The sequence below is a fragment of the Staphylococcus arlettae genome, assembly GCF_025560845.1.
In the GTDB taxonomy this organism is placed as follows: Bacteria; Bacillota; Bacilli; order Staphylococcales; family Staphylococcaceae; genus Staphylococcus; species Staphylococcus arlettae.
Window position 1 is genome coordinate 63,070 of sequence record NZ_CP094803.1, and the last position, 14,751, is coordinate 77,820.

The 14,751-nt window shown below is 31.8% G+C and carries 14 protein-coding genes; 13 read left to right on the forward strand and 1 reads right to left on the reverse strand.

What is annotated here, in order from left to right; genetic code table 11:
- Window positions 1-181: 181 nt before the first annotated feature.
- From MUA37_RS00305 to MUA37_RS00335, 7 genes are all read left to right on the forward strand, one after another.
- Window positions 182-820 carry an NAD(P)-dependent oxidoreductase gene (locus MUA37_RS00305; RefSeq protein ID WP_262624716.1) on the forward strand — a complete coding sequence of 213 codons (639 nt, stop codon included), beginning with the start codon at window positions 182-184 and terminating at the stop codon, window positions 818-820.
- A gap of 276 nt (window positions 821-1,096) precedes the next feature.
- On the forward strand, window positions 1,097-1,531 hold the full coding sequence (locus tag MUA37_RS00310; protein WP_103388339.1) for a GNAT family N-acetyltransferase: 435 nt from the start codon (window positions 1,097-1,099) through the stop codon (window positions 1,529-1,531).
- Window positions 1,500-1,673 (forward strand): hypothetical protein, encoded by a 174-nt coding sequence (locus tag MUA37_RS00315; protein ID WP_232198727.1) that lies wholly within the window; start codon window positions 1,500-1,502, stop codon window positions 1,671-1,673. The genes MUA37_RS00310 and MUA37_RS00315 overlap by 32 nt, the downstream gene beginning before the upstream one ends.
- A 234-nt stretch (window positions 1,674-1,907) precedes the next feature.
- Window positions 1,908-2,258 (forward strand): Na-translocating system protein MpsC family protein, encoded by a 351-nt coding sequence (locus MUA37_RS00320; RefSeq protein ID WP_262624917.1) that lies wholly within the window; start codon window positions 1,908-1,910, stop codon window positions 2,256-2,258.
- 150 nt (window positions 2,259-2,408) lie between these two features.
- Window positions 2,409-3,434, forward strand: coding sequence for an NAD-dependent formate dehydrogenase (locus tag MUA37_RS00325; protein WP_262615949.1), 1,026 nt, complete (start codon window positions 2,409-2,411; stop codon window positions 3,432-3,434).
- Window positions 3,435-3,635: 201 nt separating this feature from the next.
- Window positions 3,636-4,253, forward strand: coding sequence for a CadD family cadmium resistance transporter (locus tag MUA37_RS00330; RefSeq protein WP_167868202.1), 618 nt, complete (start codon window positions 3,636-3,638; stop codon window positions 4,251-4,253).
- Between the two features lie 18 nt (window positions 4,254-4,271).
- On the forward strand, window positions 4,272-4,613 hold the full coding sequence (locus MUA37_RS00335) for an ArsR/SmtB family transcription factor (protein ID WP_214336547.1): 342 nt from the start codon (window positions 4,272-4,274) through the stop codon (window positions 4,611-4,613).
- Between the two features lie 347 nt (window positions 4,614-4,960).
- On the opposite strand, the gene MUA37_RS00340 is transcribed toward MUA37_RS00335, so the two are convergent.
- A complete protein-coding gene (locus MUA37_RS00340; RefSeq protein ID WP_142019192.1) occupies window positions 4,961-5,701 on the reverse strand; it encodes an SDR family NAD(P)-dependent oxidoreductase in 741 nt (246 codons plus the stop codon).
- A gap of 235 nt (window positions 5,702-5,936) precedes the next feature.
- On the opposite strand from MUA37_RS00340, the gene MUA37_RS00345 reads away from it, so the two are divergent.
- From MUA37_RS00345 to MUA37_RS00370, 6 genes are all read left to right on the forward strand, one after another.
- Window positions 5,937-6,830, forward strand: coding sequence for a LysR family transcriptional regulator (locus MUA37_RS00345; protein WP_103388334.1), 894 nt, complete (start codon window positions 5,937-5,939; stop codon window positions 6,828-6,830).
- 256 nt (window positions 6,831-7,086) lie between these two features.
- On the forward strand, window positions 7,087-8,478 hold the full coding sequence (locus tag MUA37_RS00350) for an MFS transporter (protein WP_394371093.1): 1,392 nt from the start codon (window positions 7,087-7,089) through the stop codon (window positions 8,476-8,478).
- A 28-nt stretch (window positions 8,479-8,506) separates the two neighbouring features.
- The gene (gene speB, locus MUA37_RS00355) at window positions 8,507-9,481 is read left to right on the forward strand and encodes an agmatinase (RefSeq protein WP_262624717.1); all 975 of its coding nucleotides are present in this window, start codon (window positions 8,507-8,509) and stop codon (window positions 9,479-9,481) included.
- A 204-nt stretch (window positions 9,482-9,685) separates the two neighbouring features.
- Window positions 9,686-10,141, forward strand: a complete 456-nt coding sequence (locus MUA37_RS00360) for an ASCH domain-containing protein (protein ID WP_262615238.1) — start codon at window positions 9,686-9,688, stop codon at window positions 10,139-10,141.
- A 1,342-nt stretch (window positions 10,142-11,483) separates the two neighbouring features.
- Complete coding sequence (locus MUA37_RS00365; protein ID WP_262624718.1) at window positions 11,484-11,675, forward strand: hypothetical protein; 192 nt, start codon at window positions 11,484-11,486, stop codon at window positions 11,673-11,675.
- 276 nt (window positions 11,676-11,951) lie between these two features.
- Window positions 11,952-14,744 (forward strand): type I restriction endonuclease subunit R, encoded by a 2,793-nt coding sequence (locus MUA37_RS00370; protein ID WP_262624719.1) that lies wholly within the window; start codon window positions 11,952-11,954, stop codon window positions 14,742-14,744.
- The last annotated feature ends 7 nt before the right edge of the window (window positions 14,745-14,751 follow it).

Consider the following 14,751-nt stretch of genomic DNA (forward strand, 5'->3'; position numbering starts at 1 on the left):
AATAAATTTTATGAAAAATGCAGTAACCACCTTAGTTCAAGACAATATTACTGAAGGTTTGCAATGTGGTCTTGATGCCACTTCTTGTTAGAGTGTGAGCTAAACAGTGAGAATCATTATTTAAATCAAATTTGGATTTGTTTTAAATATTTTATAATTACAAAATTAGGAGGAATTTATTATGAAAATTGGAATTATTGGAGCAACTGGTAAAGTAGGTAGTCTTGTATTAGAAGAAGCGATTGGCAGAGGTCATGATGTAACGGCAATTGTTAGAAATGCTGCAAAAGTATCAAATAATAATGTAAACGTCATAGAAAAAGAAATATATGATATTACTTCAGAAGACTTAAAAGATTTAGATGTAGTAGTAAATGCTTTTGGTGCACCACTTGGTGAAGAAGAAGCACATGTAATAGCAGGTCGTGCATTAATTGAAGCATTACAAGGCACAAATACAAGAGCAATTATCGTAGGTGGCGCTGGTAGCTTATATGTAGATGAAGCACAAACAACTAAATTGATTGAGACACCAGAATTTCCTGAAATATTTGTACCAACAGCAACAGGCCAAGGCAGAAATTTACAAGATTTAGAAGCGGCACAAGATATAACTTGGACATTCGTGAGCCCATCTGCTGACTTTAATGCAGAAGGTGCCAGAACAGGTAGTTATCAAGCAGGTAAAGATAATCTATTAGTTAACTCAAAGGGTAATAGTTATATTAGTTATGCTGACTTTGCAATTGCAATTATAGACGAAGTTGAAAATGCACAACATAAAAACGAACGTTTTACAGTAGTTGGAGAAGAACAATAACAATAAGTAAAAACATTAACTTTAATGTTCAGAGAAAGAAAATCATGATCTTCGTATAACAATATTAAAGTAGTAGAATATCCCATTACCTGAGCTGATACTTATAATGAGTATCAGCTCATTTTTAAATTAACAGCGTCATATTAAGGGATTAAAAACCATGATATACAAAATAAATCATAGTAATTCGGAATTATTATAAAGTTAGCATTTAATAAATGGATTAAGTCTGCTATCATAGATGAAATTTAATTATATTGTGTTAGGGGTGATGTTATGATTAAAAAATTAGAAAATATGGATTCTGAGTTAATAGAAAAGATTTCATATATATGGTTGAACTCCAATTTAGATGCGCATGACTTTATAAAACGTGACTATTGGGTTGATAACTTTACTAAAGTAAAAACAATGTTCCCAGATTCAACAATTTATGTGTACTATGCTGATAACCAAATTGTCGGATTTGCTGGCTTATATGAACAATACATTGCAGGTATTTTTATTATAGAAAATTACCGCAATAAAGGTATAGGAAGGTTAATTCTGGAAAGATTAAAAAAAGATTATAATGCACTTAACCTACATGTATATGAGAAAAATCAAGGAGCTATGCGTTTTTATACCAAACACCATTTTGAAATAAGATCTAAGGAATTTGAAGCAGAAACTCAAGAATATGAGTATTTTATGGAATGGCATAGTCATTGAATATAAAAATAACGGAACATTAGATGCAATTTATAAAGATTTAACTTCAGTGATTACAGAATCTACAAAACGTAAAACATTCGTACCAGTGAGCGGGCTTGTACTAAATGTATTGCATAATTCAATAGACGATGAAAAATAATATTGTATTGCAAAATAAAGACTATATTATATGGTCTTTATTTTTTAATGATTTATGTGAAAAAATAACAAATATGGTAGAAGGACTATACAATGATACGGTTTGTTAATTTTTATCGAAATTAATTCAACTAAGTAATAAAAGTACTTTTGTCTAAAATATGAGCGAATCTCTTGAAAAATTTAAAATGTAACCTAATTGAAAACGCTTCTTAAATAGAAAATGTGAGCTAAAATAGATAAACGACAAAAAGAGCAAGCTTTTGCAAATCTTGTTCGGGCCTATCGTAAACAATATGTTACTAAAGGACCTGAAAAAATCGAAGTAGATTTTAAAGGAAACTGGGCAATAGCGTTTATGACTGGCGCGTTGAGTAAAGTAGAAAACTTTTACTTACGCGATGAACGTAATGAAGAAATGGTACGTCATGCACGGACACAAGAAGTGAAAAATCTATATGACGAAATTAATACCGACGAAATGGAAAAATTGGTCGGAGCCAATTATGTAAAGTTATTTACAGATGTTGATTTTACTGATGATGAAGTAGTGTCAATATTTGTTTTCGATAAATCAATAGAATAAGCGTGCTGGTGTAAGTTACCTGGTGCTGTTTGCTAACTACGCTTGAATAATCATTTATTCAAGGGGGTAGTATATGCGAATAGTGCCAGGTATTTTTTGTTGCATTGACAGTAAGGTAATTTAAAAACAATTATAGGAGTGTATAAGGTGATGAAAATTGTAGCATTATTTCCAGAGTATGTAGAAGGCGAAGAAAATCAAACATTAAATACTAAAAAAGCAATTGGTTTAAAACCATTTTTAGAAGAGAAAGGCCATGAACTTGTTATATTAACTGATAATGAGGCAGATTTAGATAAACATTTAGCAGATATGGAGATTGTGATTAGTGCACCATTCTATCCAGCTTATATGACGAAAGAACGTCTTGAAAAGGCACCAAACTTAAAATTAGCAATTACAGCTGGTGTAGGTTCTGACCATGTAGATTTAGCAGCAGCTAGTGAAAATAATGTTGGCGTTGTAGAAGTAACAGGTAGTAATACAGTTAGTGTTGCAGAACATGCAGTTATGGATTTATTAATTTTATTACGTAACTATGAAGAAGGTCACCGACAATCTGTTGAAGGTGAATGGAATCTATCTAAAGTGGGAAATCATGCACACGAATTACAAAACAAAACAATTGGTATCTTTGGTTTTGGTAGAATTGGTCAATTAGTTGCTGAGCGCTTAGCACCATTTAACGTTAAGATTCAACATTATGATCCAATAAATCAAAAAGACAATGAAAATTCAAAATTTGTTAATTTCGACGAACTTGTGTCTACAAGTGATGCCATTACTATTCATGCACCACTTACACCAGATACAGATAATTTATTTGATTATGACGTATTAAGCCGTATGAAAGTTGGCAGTTATTTAGTTAATACTGCACGAGGTAAAATAGTAAACACAAATGATTTAGTAGAACTTTTAAATGCCAAACATATCCAAGGATATGCCGGAGATGTATGGTATCCACAACTAGCACCAGCGGATCATCCATGGAGAACAATGCCTAGAAATGCGATGACAGTACATTATTCAGGTATGACTTTAGAAGCACAACAACGTATTGAAGAAGGTACAAAAGATATTTTAAACCGTTTCTTTAATAATGAACCATTCCAAGATAAAGATGTGATTGTTGACGGAGGTCAAATCACAAGCGCAAGTTATAAATCAAAATAATTCATTTGCAACGCAAACCGTAACTTCCCATTATTTTGTTAATAAATAGCGAATTAGAGAAATATTGTTTATCTATGGGCAATGTTTCTCTAATTTTATATAATTTTCTATAAAAATTCCGCTTTCCCAATTTTAACAATTCATAAATGAACACCAAACATGATACAATTCATTCAAATACATATTTGAACGAGGTGCACTATGATTCAGACTATTGGAACTGCAGCAGTACTTTACATTGCTACTGCGGTAGATTTATTAGTGATATTATTAATATTTTTTGCGAGAGCAAAGACTAAAAAAGAATATAAAGATATTTATGTAGGTCAGTATTTAGGATCTGTTATCTTAATTTTAATCAGCTTATTTTTAGCATTTGTCCTAAATTATGTTCCAGAGCAATGGATACTCGGTTTATTAGGTTTAATTCCAATTTACTTAGGTATAAAAGTTGCTATTTATGATGATTGTGAAGGAGAAAAAAGAGCTAAAAAAGAATTAAGCAAAAAAGGTCTATCAAAATTAGTAGGCACTGTTGCCATAGTCACGATAGCCAGTTGTGGTGCCGATAATATTGGTTTATTTGTTCCTTATTTTGTAACATTAGATATTGTAGAATTACTTACTACTTTAAGTGTATTCTTAGTTTTAATCTTCTGTTTAGTATTCACAGCACAAAAATTATCTAGCATTCCTGGAGTGGGTGAAATCGTTGAGAAATTGAGTCGTTGGATTATGGCTATTATTTATATAGTATTAGGATTATTTATTATTATTGAAAATGAGACGATTCAAACCATATTAGGATTTATATTCTAAATTAAGGTGTGATTAATTATGAGTAGCAATAAAATTTGTGACGTCATTTGTGTTCACGAAGCAAAAGTGGATAATGCTATGAGTTTTTTACAAGAAGCAAAACCCCAGCATCTTATTGATACATTATTAAAGATTAGTGATGAGAATAAGTTAAAAATCATTTTAGCTTTAATTAAAGAACAGGAATTATGTGTTTGTGATTTATCTATAACGTTAGGCTTAAGTATTGCTACAACATCTCATCATTTGAGAACTTTGTATAAAAGAGGTGTGCTTAATTTTTATAAAGAGGGAAAGATGGCATATTATTATATAAAGGATATAGAAATGAAATCATTGTTAATGAAATGTCTGAACTAATATAGGAAGCATCTGAGAATACTATTTATGTGTCTGATTCTTTGAATCCTGTTATTCTTTTCCAATTTCGGCTCCAATATGTTGGGATTTTAGTCACTCATTGTCTGTGGGCCATCAAAATTACAATCCGATAAGCATATAAGTGAAGCGGTTTACTAAACTTTTAACAATAAAATTGCCTTTCGATATCATAAGCTGATTTTATAAATTAAAGAAGTTTTCATCTATACTGCAATGTTAATTTAAAAGGACTAATCTATTTTTACATAGATTAGTCCATTGTTTTGAGTTTATTTAAGTATAGGTAAATCTCAGTTATAACAACTGATAGTGTTGTATAATGTTGGTTATCTTCCTACTGTCCAACCGCCATCTACATTTAATTCTGCACCTTGAACATATGATGCTTCATCAGATGCTAAGAAGAGCGCTGCTGCAGCGAGTTCTTCAGGTTCACCTTGACGTTGAGATGGAATGTTTTTAATTCGTGGATCTTCAATATTATCTGTCATTGGTGTGTTGATAAATCCAGGTGACAACAAATTAGCACGAATGCCTTTGTCACCAAAATCAAATGCTAATTGTTTTGTAAAACCAGCAATCGCATGTTTACTTGTTACATAAGTGTTACCACCTACACCTGCCATTTTTGAACCTTGAGAGCCCACATTAATAATGCTACCTGCACCGTTTTTTAAGAAAATGGGTAACACTGCATTCGCAAATAGGTAAGGACCTTTAACATTGACAGCCATTAATTTATCAAACATATTTTCATCAGTTTCTAATGCATTTTTATAACCATCGTGAATACCAGCACCATTAAATAAAATATCAATGGTATCAAATGCTTCTAGTGCTGAGTTCACCGCATGATCCACGGAACTTTTTTCTGCGACATTTACCTCTAGTGCAATGCCTTCATAACCATCTTGTTTAATAGAATCGATAATTTGATTACCTTTATTAATATCAAGGTCTGCAATAACAACTTTTGCACCTTCTGCAGCAAAGCGTCTTGTAACTGCTTCACCAATACCCGAAGCACCACCTGTGATAAGTGCTACTTTATTTTTTAATTTATCCATCATATCACTCCTAAATATTAATTTGAAAACTACATATAACATTATAATTGTATGCTCAGCTTATATGTAAGAAATAACCTTTATAGGTATTAAATAAACAAATACACGAATGATTATGTGGAAGTGCAATTAAAGTTAATTCTGAAAGTGAATAAAATGCACACAAGTAATGATATGGAATATATTAATTCTAGTGTAAAATGAATATGAGTGGGTTGAATAAGGGGGATTTATGATGCAAGAAGAAGATTATAAAATTTTAGCGATGCTCAATCAGGAACAAAGTTTTACTAAGGCTGCGAAACGTTTGTTTATGTCTCAACCGTTATTATCATATAGATTGAAGAAAATTGAGAAAGATTTTGGGATTAAAATTATAGAAAAAGTAGGGAATCAATTTAAATTCACGCCAGAGGGTGAATATCTCGTTCAATTTTCAAACAAAGTGCTATTTGAAATTCAAAACTTAAAGTCGCATATTAACGAACTGCGAGAAGGACTCAAAGGGAACATGAAATTAGGAGCGAATACTAATTTTGCTATATATACGATGCCAGAATTAATGAAACAGTACTATGAAGCATATTCAGATATTTATATTGCTATGACGAGTGGTTGGAGTGTAGAAATTTTAGAGCAGTTGGAAAACAATGATTTGGATGTTGGTATTTTAACAGGAGACTACGATTGGTACGGCAAAAAAATGTTGTTGAAACAAGATCCGTTAACTATAATTAGTAATAAACCAATCAATTTGAAGCAATTGCCAAAAGAATACCGCATTGTTTATAAATCACATCAAAATTTTAATACCTATATTGAATTAGAAAATTCTATTACGAAATTAAGCAACGACTGGTGGAATGAACGTTACGATACGTACCCAAGAAATATCTGCCAAACTGATAAAATTGAAATCTGTAAAAAATTTGTTGAAAAAGGGATGGGCTATGCCATTGTTCCTAAGTCTTGCATTGTAGAAGATGACCAATTTTATATGAAAGATTTAAAATTTAAAAATGGTGAGGATATTATGAGGAACACATGGTTATTCTATAGAGAAGAAACGCTGAATACGGATATCAAGCATTTTATCGCATTTTGTAAAACTTATTTTGACGTAGAATAAGTCCAAGCATTAAGTAACCTTGAGCTACTTAATGCTTTTTTCTGTTGTAAGTTAAGTACTTTTATAAGCATATAAATAAATTTTATAACTGCTGACATATTATCGCAAAATAATGTAACTAAACCTTGATGTTATCCTGTTTTGTTAGTGAATTATAAAAGTTATAAATATCAGACTATTCAGAAATCTGTTTGCCGAATGATAATCATGGTGCTAAACTTCAATTAATTTGAAGGAACCTTCAAATCAAAGGGGGATTGCCATGAAAGCTAAAAGACAAATAGATTTGTATATTTTAGGCATGGTTTTAGCAATATTAACGTTTTGGCTGTTTGCACAATCAATGATTAATATCATACCGACAATGCAAAAAGATCTCAAAGTGTCATCAGGTATCTTAAATATTTCCACAAGTTTAACCTCGCTGTTTTGTGGCTTATTTATTGTCGTTGGTGGCGGTATTGCTGATAGGCTTGGGAGAAAGAAAATGACGTATGTTGGCTTAGTGATAAGTATCGTTGGTTCATTGCTTGTCATTGTAGCAACAGAACCGGTGTTACTCATTGTTGCCAGAGTACTACAAGGATTATCAGCAGCGCTTGTTATGCCTGCCACATTAGCCTTGATAAAAACTACCTTTCAAGAAAGTGAACGTCAACGGGCTTTGAGTTATTGGTCCTTTGGTTCTTGGGGTGGTGGTGGTATAACGACATTTGTTGGTGGTTTAATCGCAACTTACTTTGACTGGCGAATGATATTTGTACTGTCGATTGTGATTGCAGTTATTGCAATGTTTTTACTGAAAAATATTGAAGAAACAAAAGTAGCTAAAGTGAATAAAGAGAAATTTGATATCATCGGTTTTTCAATTTTCGTAGTAACACTATTAGTGATTAATATTATTGTTACCCAAGGGCAAGACTTAGGATGGTTAAGCTTCCCTATTGTTGCTTTGTTTATAGCGTCTATCGTATTAACGTTTGCATTTATCTTTTTTGAAAGAACGAGAAAACATCAGTTTATAGATTTTGAATTATTTCAGTCCAAACCATTTACCGGTGCGGTACTGACGAACTTTTTACAAAATGGTATCGCAGGTACAATCGTTGTAGCGAATACTTATATTCAAGTTGGGAGAGGCTTTACAGCATTTGAAACAGGGTTATTAACATTAGGTAATATTGTAGCCTTGTTATTAATGATTCGTGTAGGTGAGCGCTTATTACAAAAGATTGGACCATATAAACCAATGTTTATTTCAATTATTATTGCCAGCGTTGGTATGAGTTTTGGGGCTTTTACATTTTTACCTAATTTACCCTACATCATTGTAGTGTTTATCGGATTTTTAATTGCAGGTATTGGTATTGGTTTATACGCAACACCGTCACTAGATACACTATTAGTTAATGTGAGTGACGATAAAGTAGGTATCGGCTCAGGTATTTATAAAATGGCGAGTTCGTTAGGTTATTCCTTTGGTATTGCGATTTCTACTGCGGTATATAGTTCATTTGTGGAATTGTTTCACAATGAACATTTAGCAGGTGCCTTAGGTATGTTAACCCCATTAGCTTTTGGCATCATTTCAATCGCTATCTTAATTGCAACCATGTATGAAAAGTCTTTGAAGCCTAATTGTATCTAAACTTTTAAATAAATGGAGGTATTTTATTATGATGAATCCAGAAGAAAAACAAACATTAAATTTACCATTTACCGGAATTTGTACGTTTGGTAAATACCCCGTATGTGATGATATTGACAAATTAAAGGAACTTAATGCAGATGTAGCAGTGATTGGTGTACCGAATGATATGGGAACACAATGGAAATCAGGTGCACGTATGGGACCTAGAGGTGTCAGAGAAGGTTCTACATTATATAGCTTTGGCTTGGATGGTGCTTATGATATTGAAAATGACATCACTTATTTAGGACCTAAGTGGAAAGTATTTGATGTAGGTGACGTGGATATCGTCCATGGGGACCTTATGCAAAGTCATGATAATACCGAAGCAACATTGCGACGCATTGTTGATAAAGGTGTGATGCCAGTCATTATCGGTGGCGATCATTCAATTACAGCAGCTACTGGTAAAGGTCTTGAAGAGTTAGGACCATTCCATGTATTACAAATTGATGCCCATTTAGATTGGGCGGATCATCGTTCAGGACAACGATATGGTCATGGCAGTTGTATTAGACGGTTATCTGAAATGGATCACGTGAAAAATATATATCAATACGGTATCCGTGGCATAAGTAGTAGTTTAAAAGAAGATGTTGACGCTGCACGCGACTACGGTGCAACCATTTTGTCACCCAAACAAATGCGTGATCAAGGGGCAGAAGGGTTAGCTGCACGTATCCCAGAAGGTGAAAAACTCTATATCACGATTGATATCGATGGCATAGATCCTTCGATTGCTCCAGGGACAGGAACACCATCTCCAGGTGGCTTACTGTATGATGAAGTAAATGAATTATTAAAAGCCGTAGCCAAACACAATGAAGTCATTGGCTTTGACTTAGTAGAAGTGGCACCTGTATATGATCCAACTGGCATGACAGGTCAGACTGCCGCACGTCTTATGTTAGACTTATTAAGCTATGTACTAAAAGAAAGAGAACGCAAAGAAGGAAGATAATGGATACAAAATGATAAAAATAAAAGTACGGTTATAGACATAAGTTTATAACCGTATTTTTTACTTCTCATATACATTTGAAAGTAGAGAGAATATTAAGTATGCTTTAGAAAAGATATATCAATATGTATACGTGAAAGTTAAAGGAATTTGATTTTTTGAAATATCACTTTTGTCTAGGTTTCAAATAGAAAGGGGATAATAATGGAAAGTGTAAAAACGTATTGGGAACAATTTCAAAAGAAGCATAAGTTATCGCAAAGTCAGCCTGAAGCATGGATGTTTGGAGATGGCTCAGAAGCAATGGGCAATGACTTAGGAGCATTGGTTGTTCAAGGTGTGAAAAGAGCAACTTGTTCAGCAAAATGTTTACATGATATAGATGGAGAAGATTTACCAGCAGTAGGACAGTATGGGATTGTTTTAAATGGTAAAAGTGAACCATTATGTATTATACAATTCACAAAAGTTAGTATCACACCGATGAATGAAGTTACGGAAGCATTTGCCGCTTTAGAAGGTGAAGGTGATTTAAGCTACGAGTACTGGTATAATAAGCATGAAAGATTCTTCCGTAAAGAACTAAGTTCATATAATATAGATTTTTCATTTGATATAGATTTAGTATGCCAAGAATTTAGAGTTGTAGATGTGAAGTAAACAACTAAAAAGTATAAAAGCATTCACTTGAATTTTTCATACTTAAAGCAAGGCAATTATGAGCCTTGCTTTTTTAATGTGTCAAAAGAAAATGACGTGAAAGAACAAATAAGAAGTAATGTTAAGGTTTTTATGAAAATATTATTTGTATCGGACAACAAAAATATCAAAGTATTTACAGATGAAGCGAAACTAAAGAAGTTGATATTAAAGAAATAGTTGAACAAAACGACCTCTCATTAAGTAGATATGGTAAATATGAACTCTGCAATGAACAGGATTCGTTAGTAATGACATATAGAGATGGCTTTAGGTAGTAACATATCACTGAGTGCCTTGGTTTCAATATAATATTAACATTTTAATGATGAAACAAAGACATGTTTGTATTATAGTGTCTCTTAAGTTAATCTTTATAATTGCTATTTATTGGAGATGAAATTAATTGAATTTTAAACCACTATTATATGCTTTTTTTATTATTATATGGATGATAATATTACAAAAAATAGTTTATGGACCCTTTATTATTACTATAGTTTACTTCTTGTTAACTATTTCCATTTTACTTTTTATAAATATTAAAAATAAGAACTTACAAAACTTTTTCTTAAATGTGTATCAAGATAGAAAATATGCTAATCTACTTAAATATTGGGTAATACTAGATGATAAAAAAGAACAGCATAAAAAATTAGTTAGAAATTATCATGAGAAATTAAACACGGTAATGTATGTTTTTAGTTTGATTTTTCTATTTATTATTACTTTTCTTTTAAATGTAACAACTATAATTCAGCCATTGATTAATATACTTTTGATAATCATTTTAATTGCCCTCTTATTTTGTTTACTACAGACTGTACTTTATAAATTTCCGAGTGCTATCACTTTAATAGTCCCTTTCATTTCTTTTTTCATTGTATTATTTTTACATGAGACTAAAGCAATAGAAAATTTAATTTTGTTGAAAGTATTATTTATTCTATTTTCTGTTTTATCTTACACCTTCATATGCTTTAGTGCGCAGCCTTATGTTATTAGAAACCTACATAAAAATCAGTTGTTTATTAATGGTATACCCAATATTGTTTTATTAATTATTACACTATTAATGAATAGTATAAAAAACCTTCACTTAATTTTAAAGAAGATCCTAATTTTTCTAAACTTCCTGATGATATTCAAATTATCTTTTCAAATCAGGAATTTGTAAATACTATAAGAGATATTTTTTATCAATATCAAATGACAGAGATTACCTCTGAGATAACAACTTATATTCTTATGATTACTATAACGATTTTTACATTTAGTGCTTTGTTAAATATAAAGATGAGATATGACAATAATAAAGCAAAAAAAAGAACTCTCCAATGTTAGAATAAAAAGTATTGAACATCCCAATTTTTGTTATAGTGACTTTCAAAAAATTAGTTATTATGGTGGCTCATACTATGAAGACCAACTTTTTGCTATACCAGGAGTGTATAAATTTATTTATAATATTGAAGTTAATAAAGATAAAATCTAAGTATTCTTACAGTTGTTTTTAAAAAGATTTTCCAGCCACTTAAATAACTGTATTTATGAAATGCAATGTAGGATTTGTATAAAGGTGAAGATAGTGCTTATAAATATAATTGATCATTTTGATATTGAGGAGATTGTGAAATTTAGTAAAATTCATTCTTTTTATGTTTTAGGCTATTAAAATATTGTGATAATCATATAAAAAAATAAAAATCCACACCACCTAAATAGCTTTATATATTATAATTGGTTTTAACAGAGATAAAGGTGGGATGTTATGGCATATCAAAGTGAATTTGCGTTAGAGACTGAAATGATGGAACAGCTAAAATCAAATGGCTATGAAACTGTAACAATTAGAAATGAACAACAGTTATTAGATAATTTTCGTACAATATTAAATGAACGCCATGCAAATAAATTAAATGGGGAACCTTTAACAGATAAAGAATTTCAGCGCTTGTTAACAATGATTGATGGTAAAGGAATATTTGAGAGTGCACGTATATTACGTGATAAAATGCCTTTGAAACGAGATGATGAATCAGAAGTGTATTTATCATTTTTAGATACGAGACATTGGTGTAAAAATAAATTTCAAATTACCAACCAAGTATCCGTAGAGGACTCATATAAAGCAAGATATGATGTCACGATTTTAATTAATGGCTTACCCTTAGTTCAAATTGAACTCAAACGTCGTGGTATCGATATCAATGAAGCATTTAATCAAGTGATGCGTTATCGTAAACAAAATTATACAGGCTTATTCCGTTACATACAGATGTTCATTATTAGTAATGGTATTGAAACGCGCTATATTTCTAACAACGATGGTGAAATATATAAAAGCCATATGTTTTATTGGAGCGACAAAGATAACAATCGTATCAATACGTTAAATGAATTTACGGAAACCTTTTTAAGACCGTGTCATTTAGCTAAAATGATTTCACGTTATATGATTATCAATGAAACAGACCATATTCTTATGGCGATGCGTCCATATCAAGTTCATGCTGTTGAAGCGTTGATTCATCAAGCAACGGAAACGAGTAATAATGGCTATATTTGGCATACAACCGGCAGTGGTAAAACATTGACGTCATTTAAAGCAAGTCAAGTATTGTCAGAACAAGATGATATCAAAAAAGTCATCTTTCTTGTCGACCGTAAGGATTTAGACAGCCAGACAGAAGAGGAGTTTAATAAATTCTCTAAAGGTTCAGTAGATAAGACGAAAAATACGACGCAACTTGTTAAGCAATTAAATGATAAGAGTTTACCGCTAATCGTTACAACGATTCAAAAAATGTCTAAAGCGATTCAAAATAATGCAGAAGCATTAGATCAATATAAGACAGATAAAGTAGTATTCATCATCGATGAATGTCACCGGAGTCAATTTGGAGATATGCATCGCATTGTGCGACAACATTTTAATAATGCACAATACTTTGGATTCACAGGAACGCCTCGTTTTGAAGAGAATCAAAGCCAGGATGGCAGAAGTACTGCAGACATCTTTGGGAGATGCTTACATACGTATCTTATTAAAGATGCGATTCATGATGGTAACGTATTAGGCTTTTCAGTAGATTATATCAATACTATTAAAGCTCAAAACATAGAGACAAATACAGAAGAACTCGTTGAGGGGATTAATACCGATGAAGTCTGGTTATCTGATAAACGTGTTGAACTCATTGCACGACATATTACGGAAAATCATGATAAATATACAAGAAATAGACAATATTCTGCTATTTTAACGGTACAGAGTATTCCAGCATTAATTAAATATTATGATGCGTTTAAAAAAATTAGTAAGGACTACGAACATCCTTTAAAAGTAGCTGGTGTGTTTTCATATGCCGCAAATGAAGATGGTAAAGAAGGTAGCGTTGACGAAAAACATTCTAGAGATAAATTAAAGGATGTTATTGAAGATTATAATGCTAATTTTGGCACTAACTTCTCGACTGATACCTTCCAAGAGTATTTTAATCATATTTCTACAAATGTGAAAAAAGGTGTTAAAGACAATAAAATTGACGTACTTATTGTGGTTAACATGTTCTTAACTGGCTTTGATAGTAAGGTATTAAACACGTTATATGTAGATAAAAATCTAAAATATCATGACTTAATTCAAGCCTATTCACGTACGAATCGCGTGGAAAAAGAAACCAAACCGTTTGGTAAAATCGTGAACTACCGTGACTTGAAACAAAATACAGATAACGCTTTAAAACTGTTCTCGCAAACTGAAGATACAGATCGTGTGTTAATGAGAGATTATGATGAATATAAAGCAGAGTTTGTGGACGCTTTAGCCGAATTAAAAGCTGTGGCACTTAAACCTCAAGATATGGATAGTGTTCAAGATGAAAATGAGAAAAAAGCATTTGTCGAAGCTTTCCGTTTAGTCTCAAAACTTGTGCTGAGATTGAAAGCATTCGATGAGTTTGATTTCACATCAGCAAGTATTGGTATGGATGAGCAAGAATTTGAAGATTATAAGAGTAAATACTTTGCGATATATGACGAAGTAAAACCTAAACGTGGTGAAGTTGAAAAAGTCTCTATCTTGAATGATATTGATTTCGAAATAGAGATCCTACGTAATGATATGATTAATGTGTCATATATTATGGACCTTGTGCGTCAAATAGATTTAAAAGACAAAGTTGAACAACAACGGAATCGTGAACAAATCAGACGTATACTTGATAATGCAGATGATCCAACACTCCGCTTAAAACGTGATTTAATTCGTGAGTTTATCGATGAAGTTATACCTAAATTGACGGAAGAAGATAATATAGATGAAGCCTACATGTTGTTTGAAAAGGCAAAACGTGAAGCGGAATTTAACCACTTTGCCCACCAACAAGCTGTTGATGAGAAAATATTGAAGGCAATTACAGGTGAGTTTGAATATAGTGGTATTGTGAATCAAGATCACCTTAAGGAACTTGTCGGCGATAAAAAATTACGAGAAAAACGTCAAACGAAAAAAGCAGTGACGTCATTTATCGAAGAAGTAACAGAAAAATATAGTAGCTAGCAAATAT

Coding starts and splice junctions, on each gene's coding strand:
- MUA37_RS00325 (WP_262615949.1), top strand. CDS start 2,409: ATGAAAATTGTAGCATTATTTCCAGAGTATGTAGAAGGCGAAGAAAAT.
- MUA37_RS00345 (WP_103388334.1), top strand. CDS start 5,937: ATGCAAGAAGAAGATTATAAAATTTTAGCGATGCTCAATCAGGAACAA.
- MUA37_RS00305 (WP_262624716.1), top strand. CDS start 182: ATGAAAATTGGAATTATTGGAGCAACTGGTAAAGTAGGTAGTCTTGTA.
- MUA37_RS00360 (WP_262615238.1), top strand. CDS start 9,686: ATGGAAAGTGTAAAAACGTATTGGGAACAATTTCAAAAGAAGCATAAG.
- speB (WP_262624717.1), top strand. CDS start 8,507: ATGATGAATCCAGAAGAAAAACAAACATTAAATTTACCATTTACCGGA.
- MUA37_RS00335 (WP_214336547.1), top strand. CDS start 4,272: ATGAGTAGCAATAAAATTTGTGACGTCATTTGTGTTCACGAAGCAAAA.
- MUA37_RS00365 (WP_262624718.1), top strand. CDS start 11,484: ATGACAATAATAAAGCAAAAAAAAGAACTCTCCAATGTTAGAATAAAA.
- MUA37_RS00330 (WP_167868202.1), top strand. CDS start 3,636: ATGATTCAGACTATTGGAACTGCAGCAGTACTTTACATTGCTACTGCG.
- MUA37_RS00340 (WP_142019192.1), bottom strand. CDS start 5,701: ATGGATAAATTAAAAAATAAAGTAGCACTTATCACAGGTGGTGCTTCG.
- MUA37_RS00315 (WP_232198727.1), top strand. CDS start 1,500: ATGAGTATTTTATGGAATGGCATAGTCATTGAATATAAAAATAACGGA.
- MUA37_RS00310 (WP_103388339.1), top strand. CDS start 1,097: ATGATTAAAAAATTAGAAAATATGGATTCTGAGTTAATAGAAAAGATT.
- MUA37_RS00370 (WP_262624719.1), top strand. CDS start 11,952: ATGGCATATCAAAGTGAATTTGCGTTAGAGACTGAAATGATGGAACAG.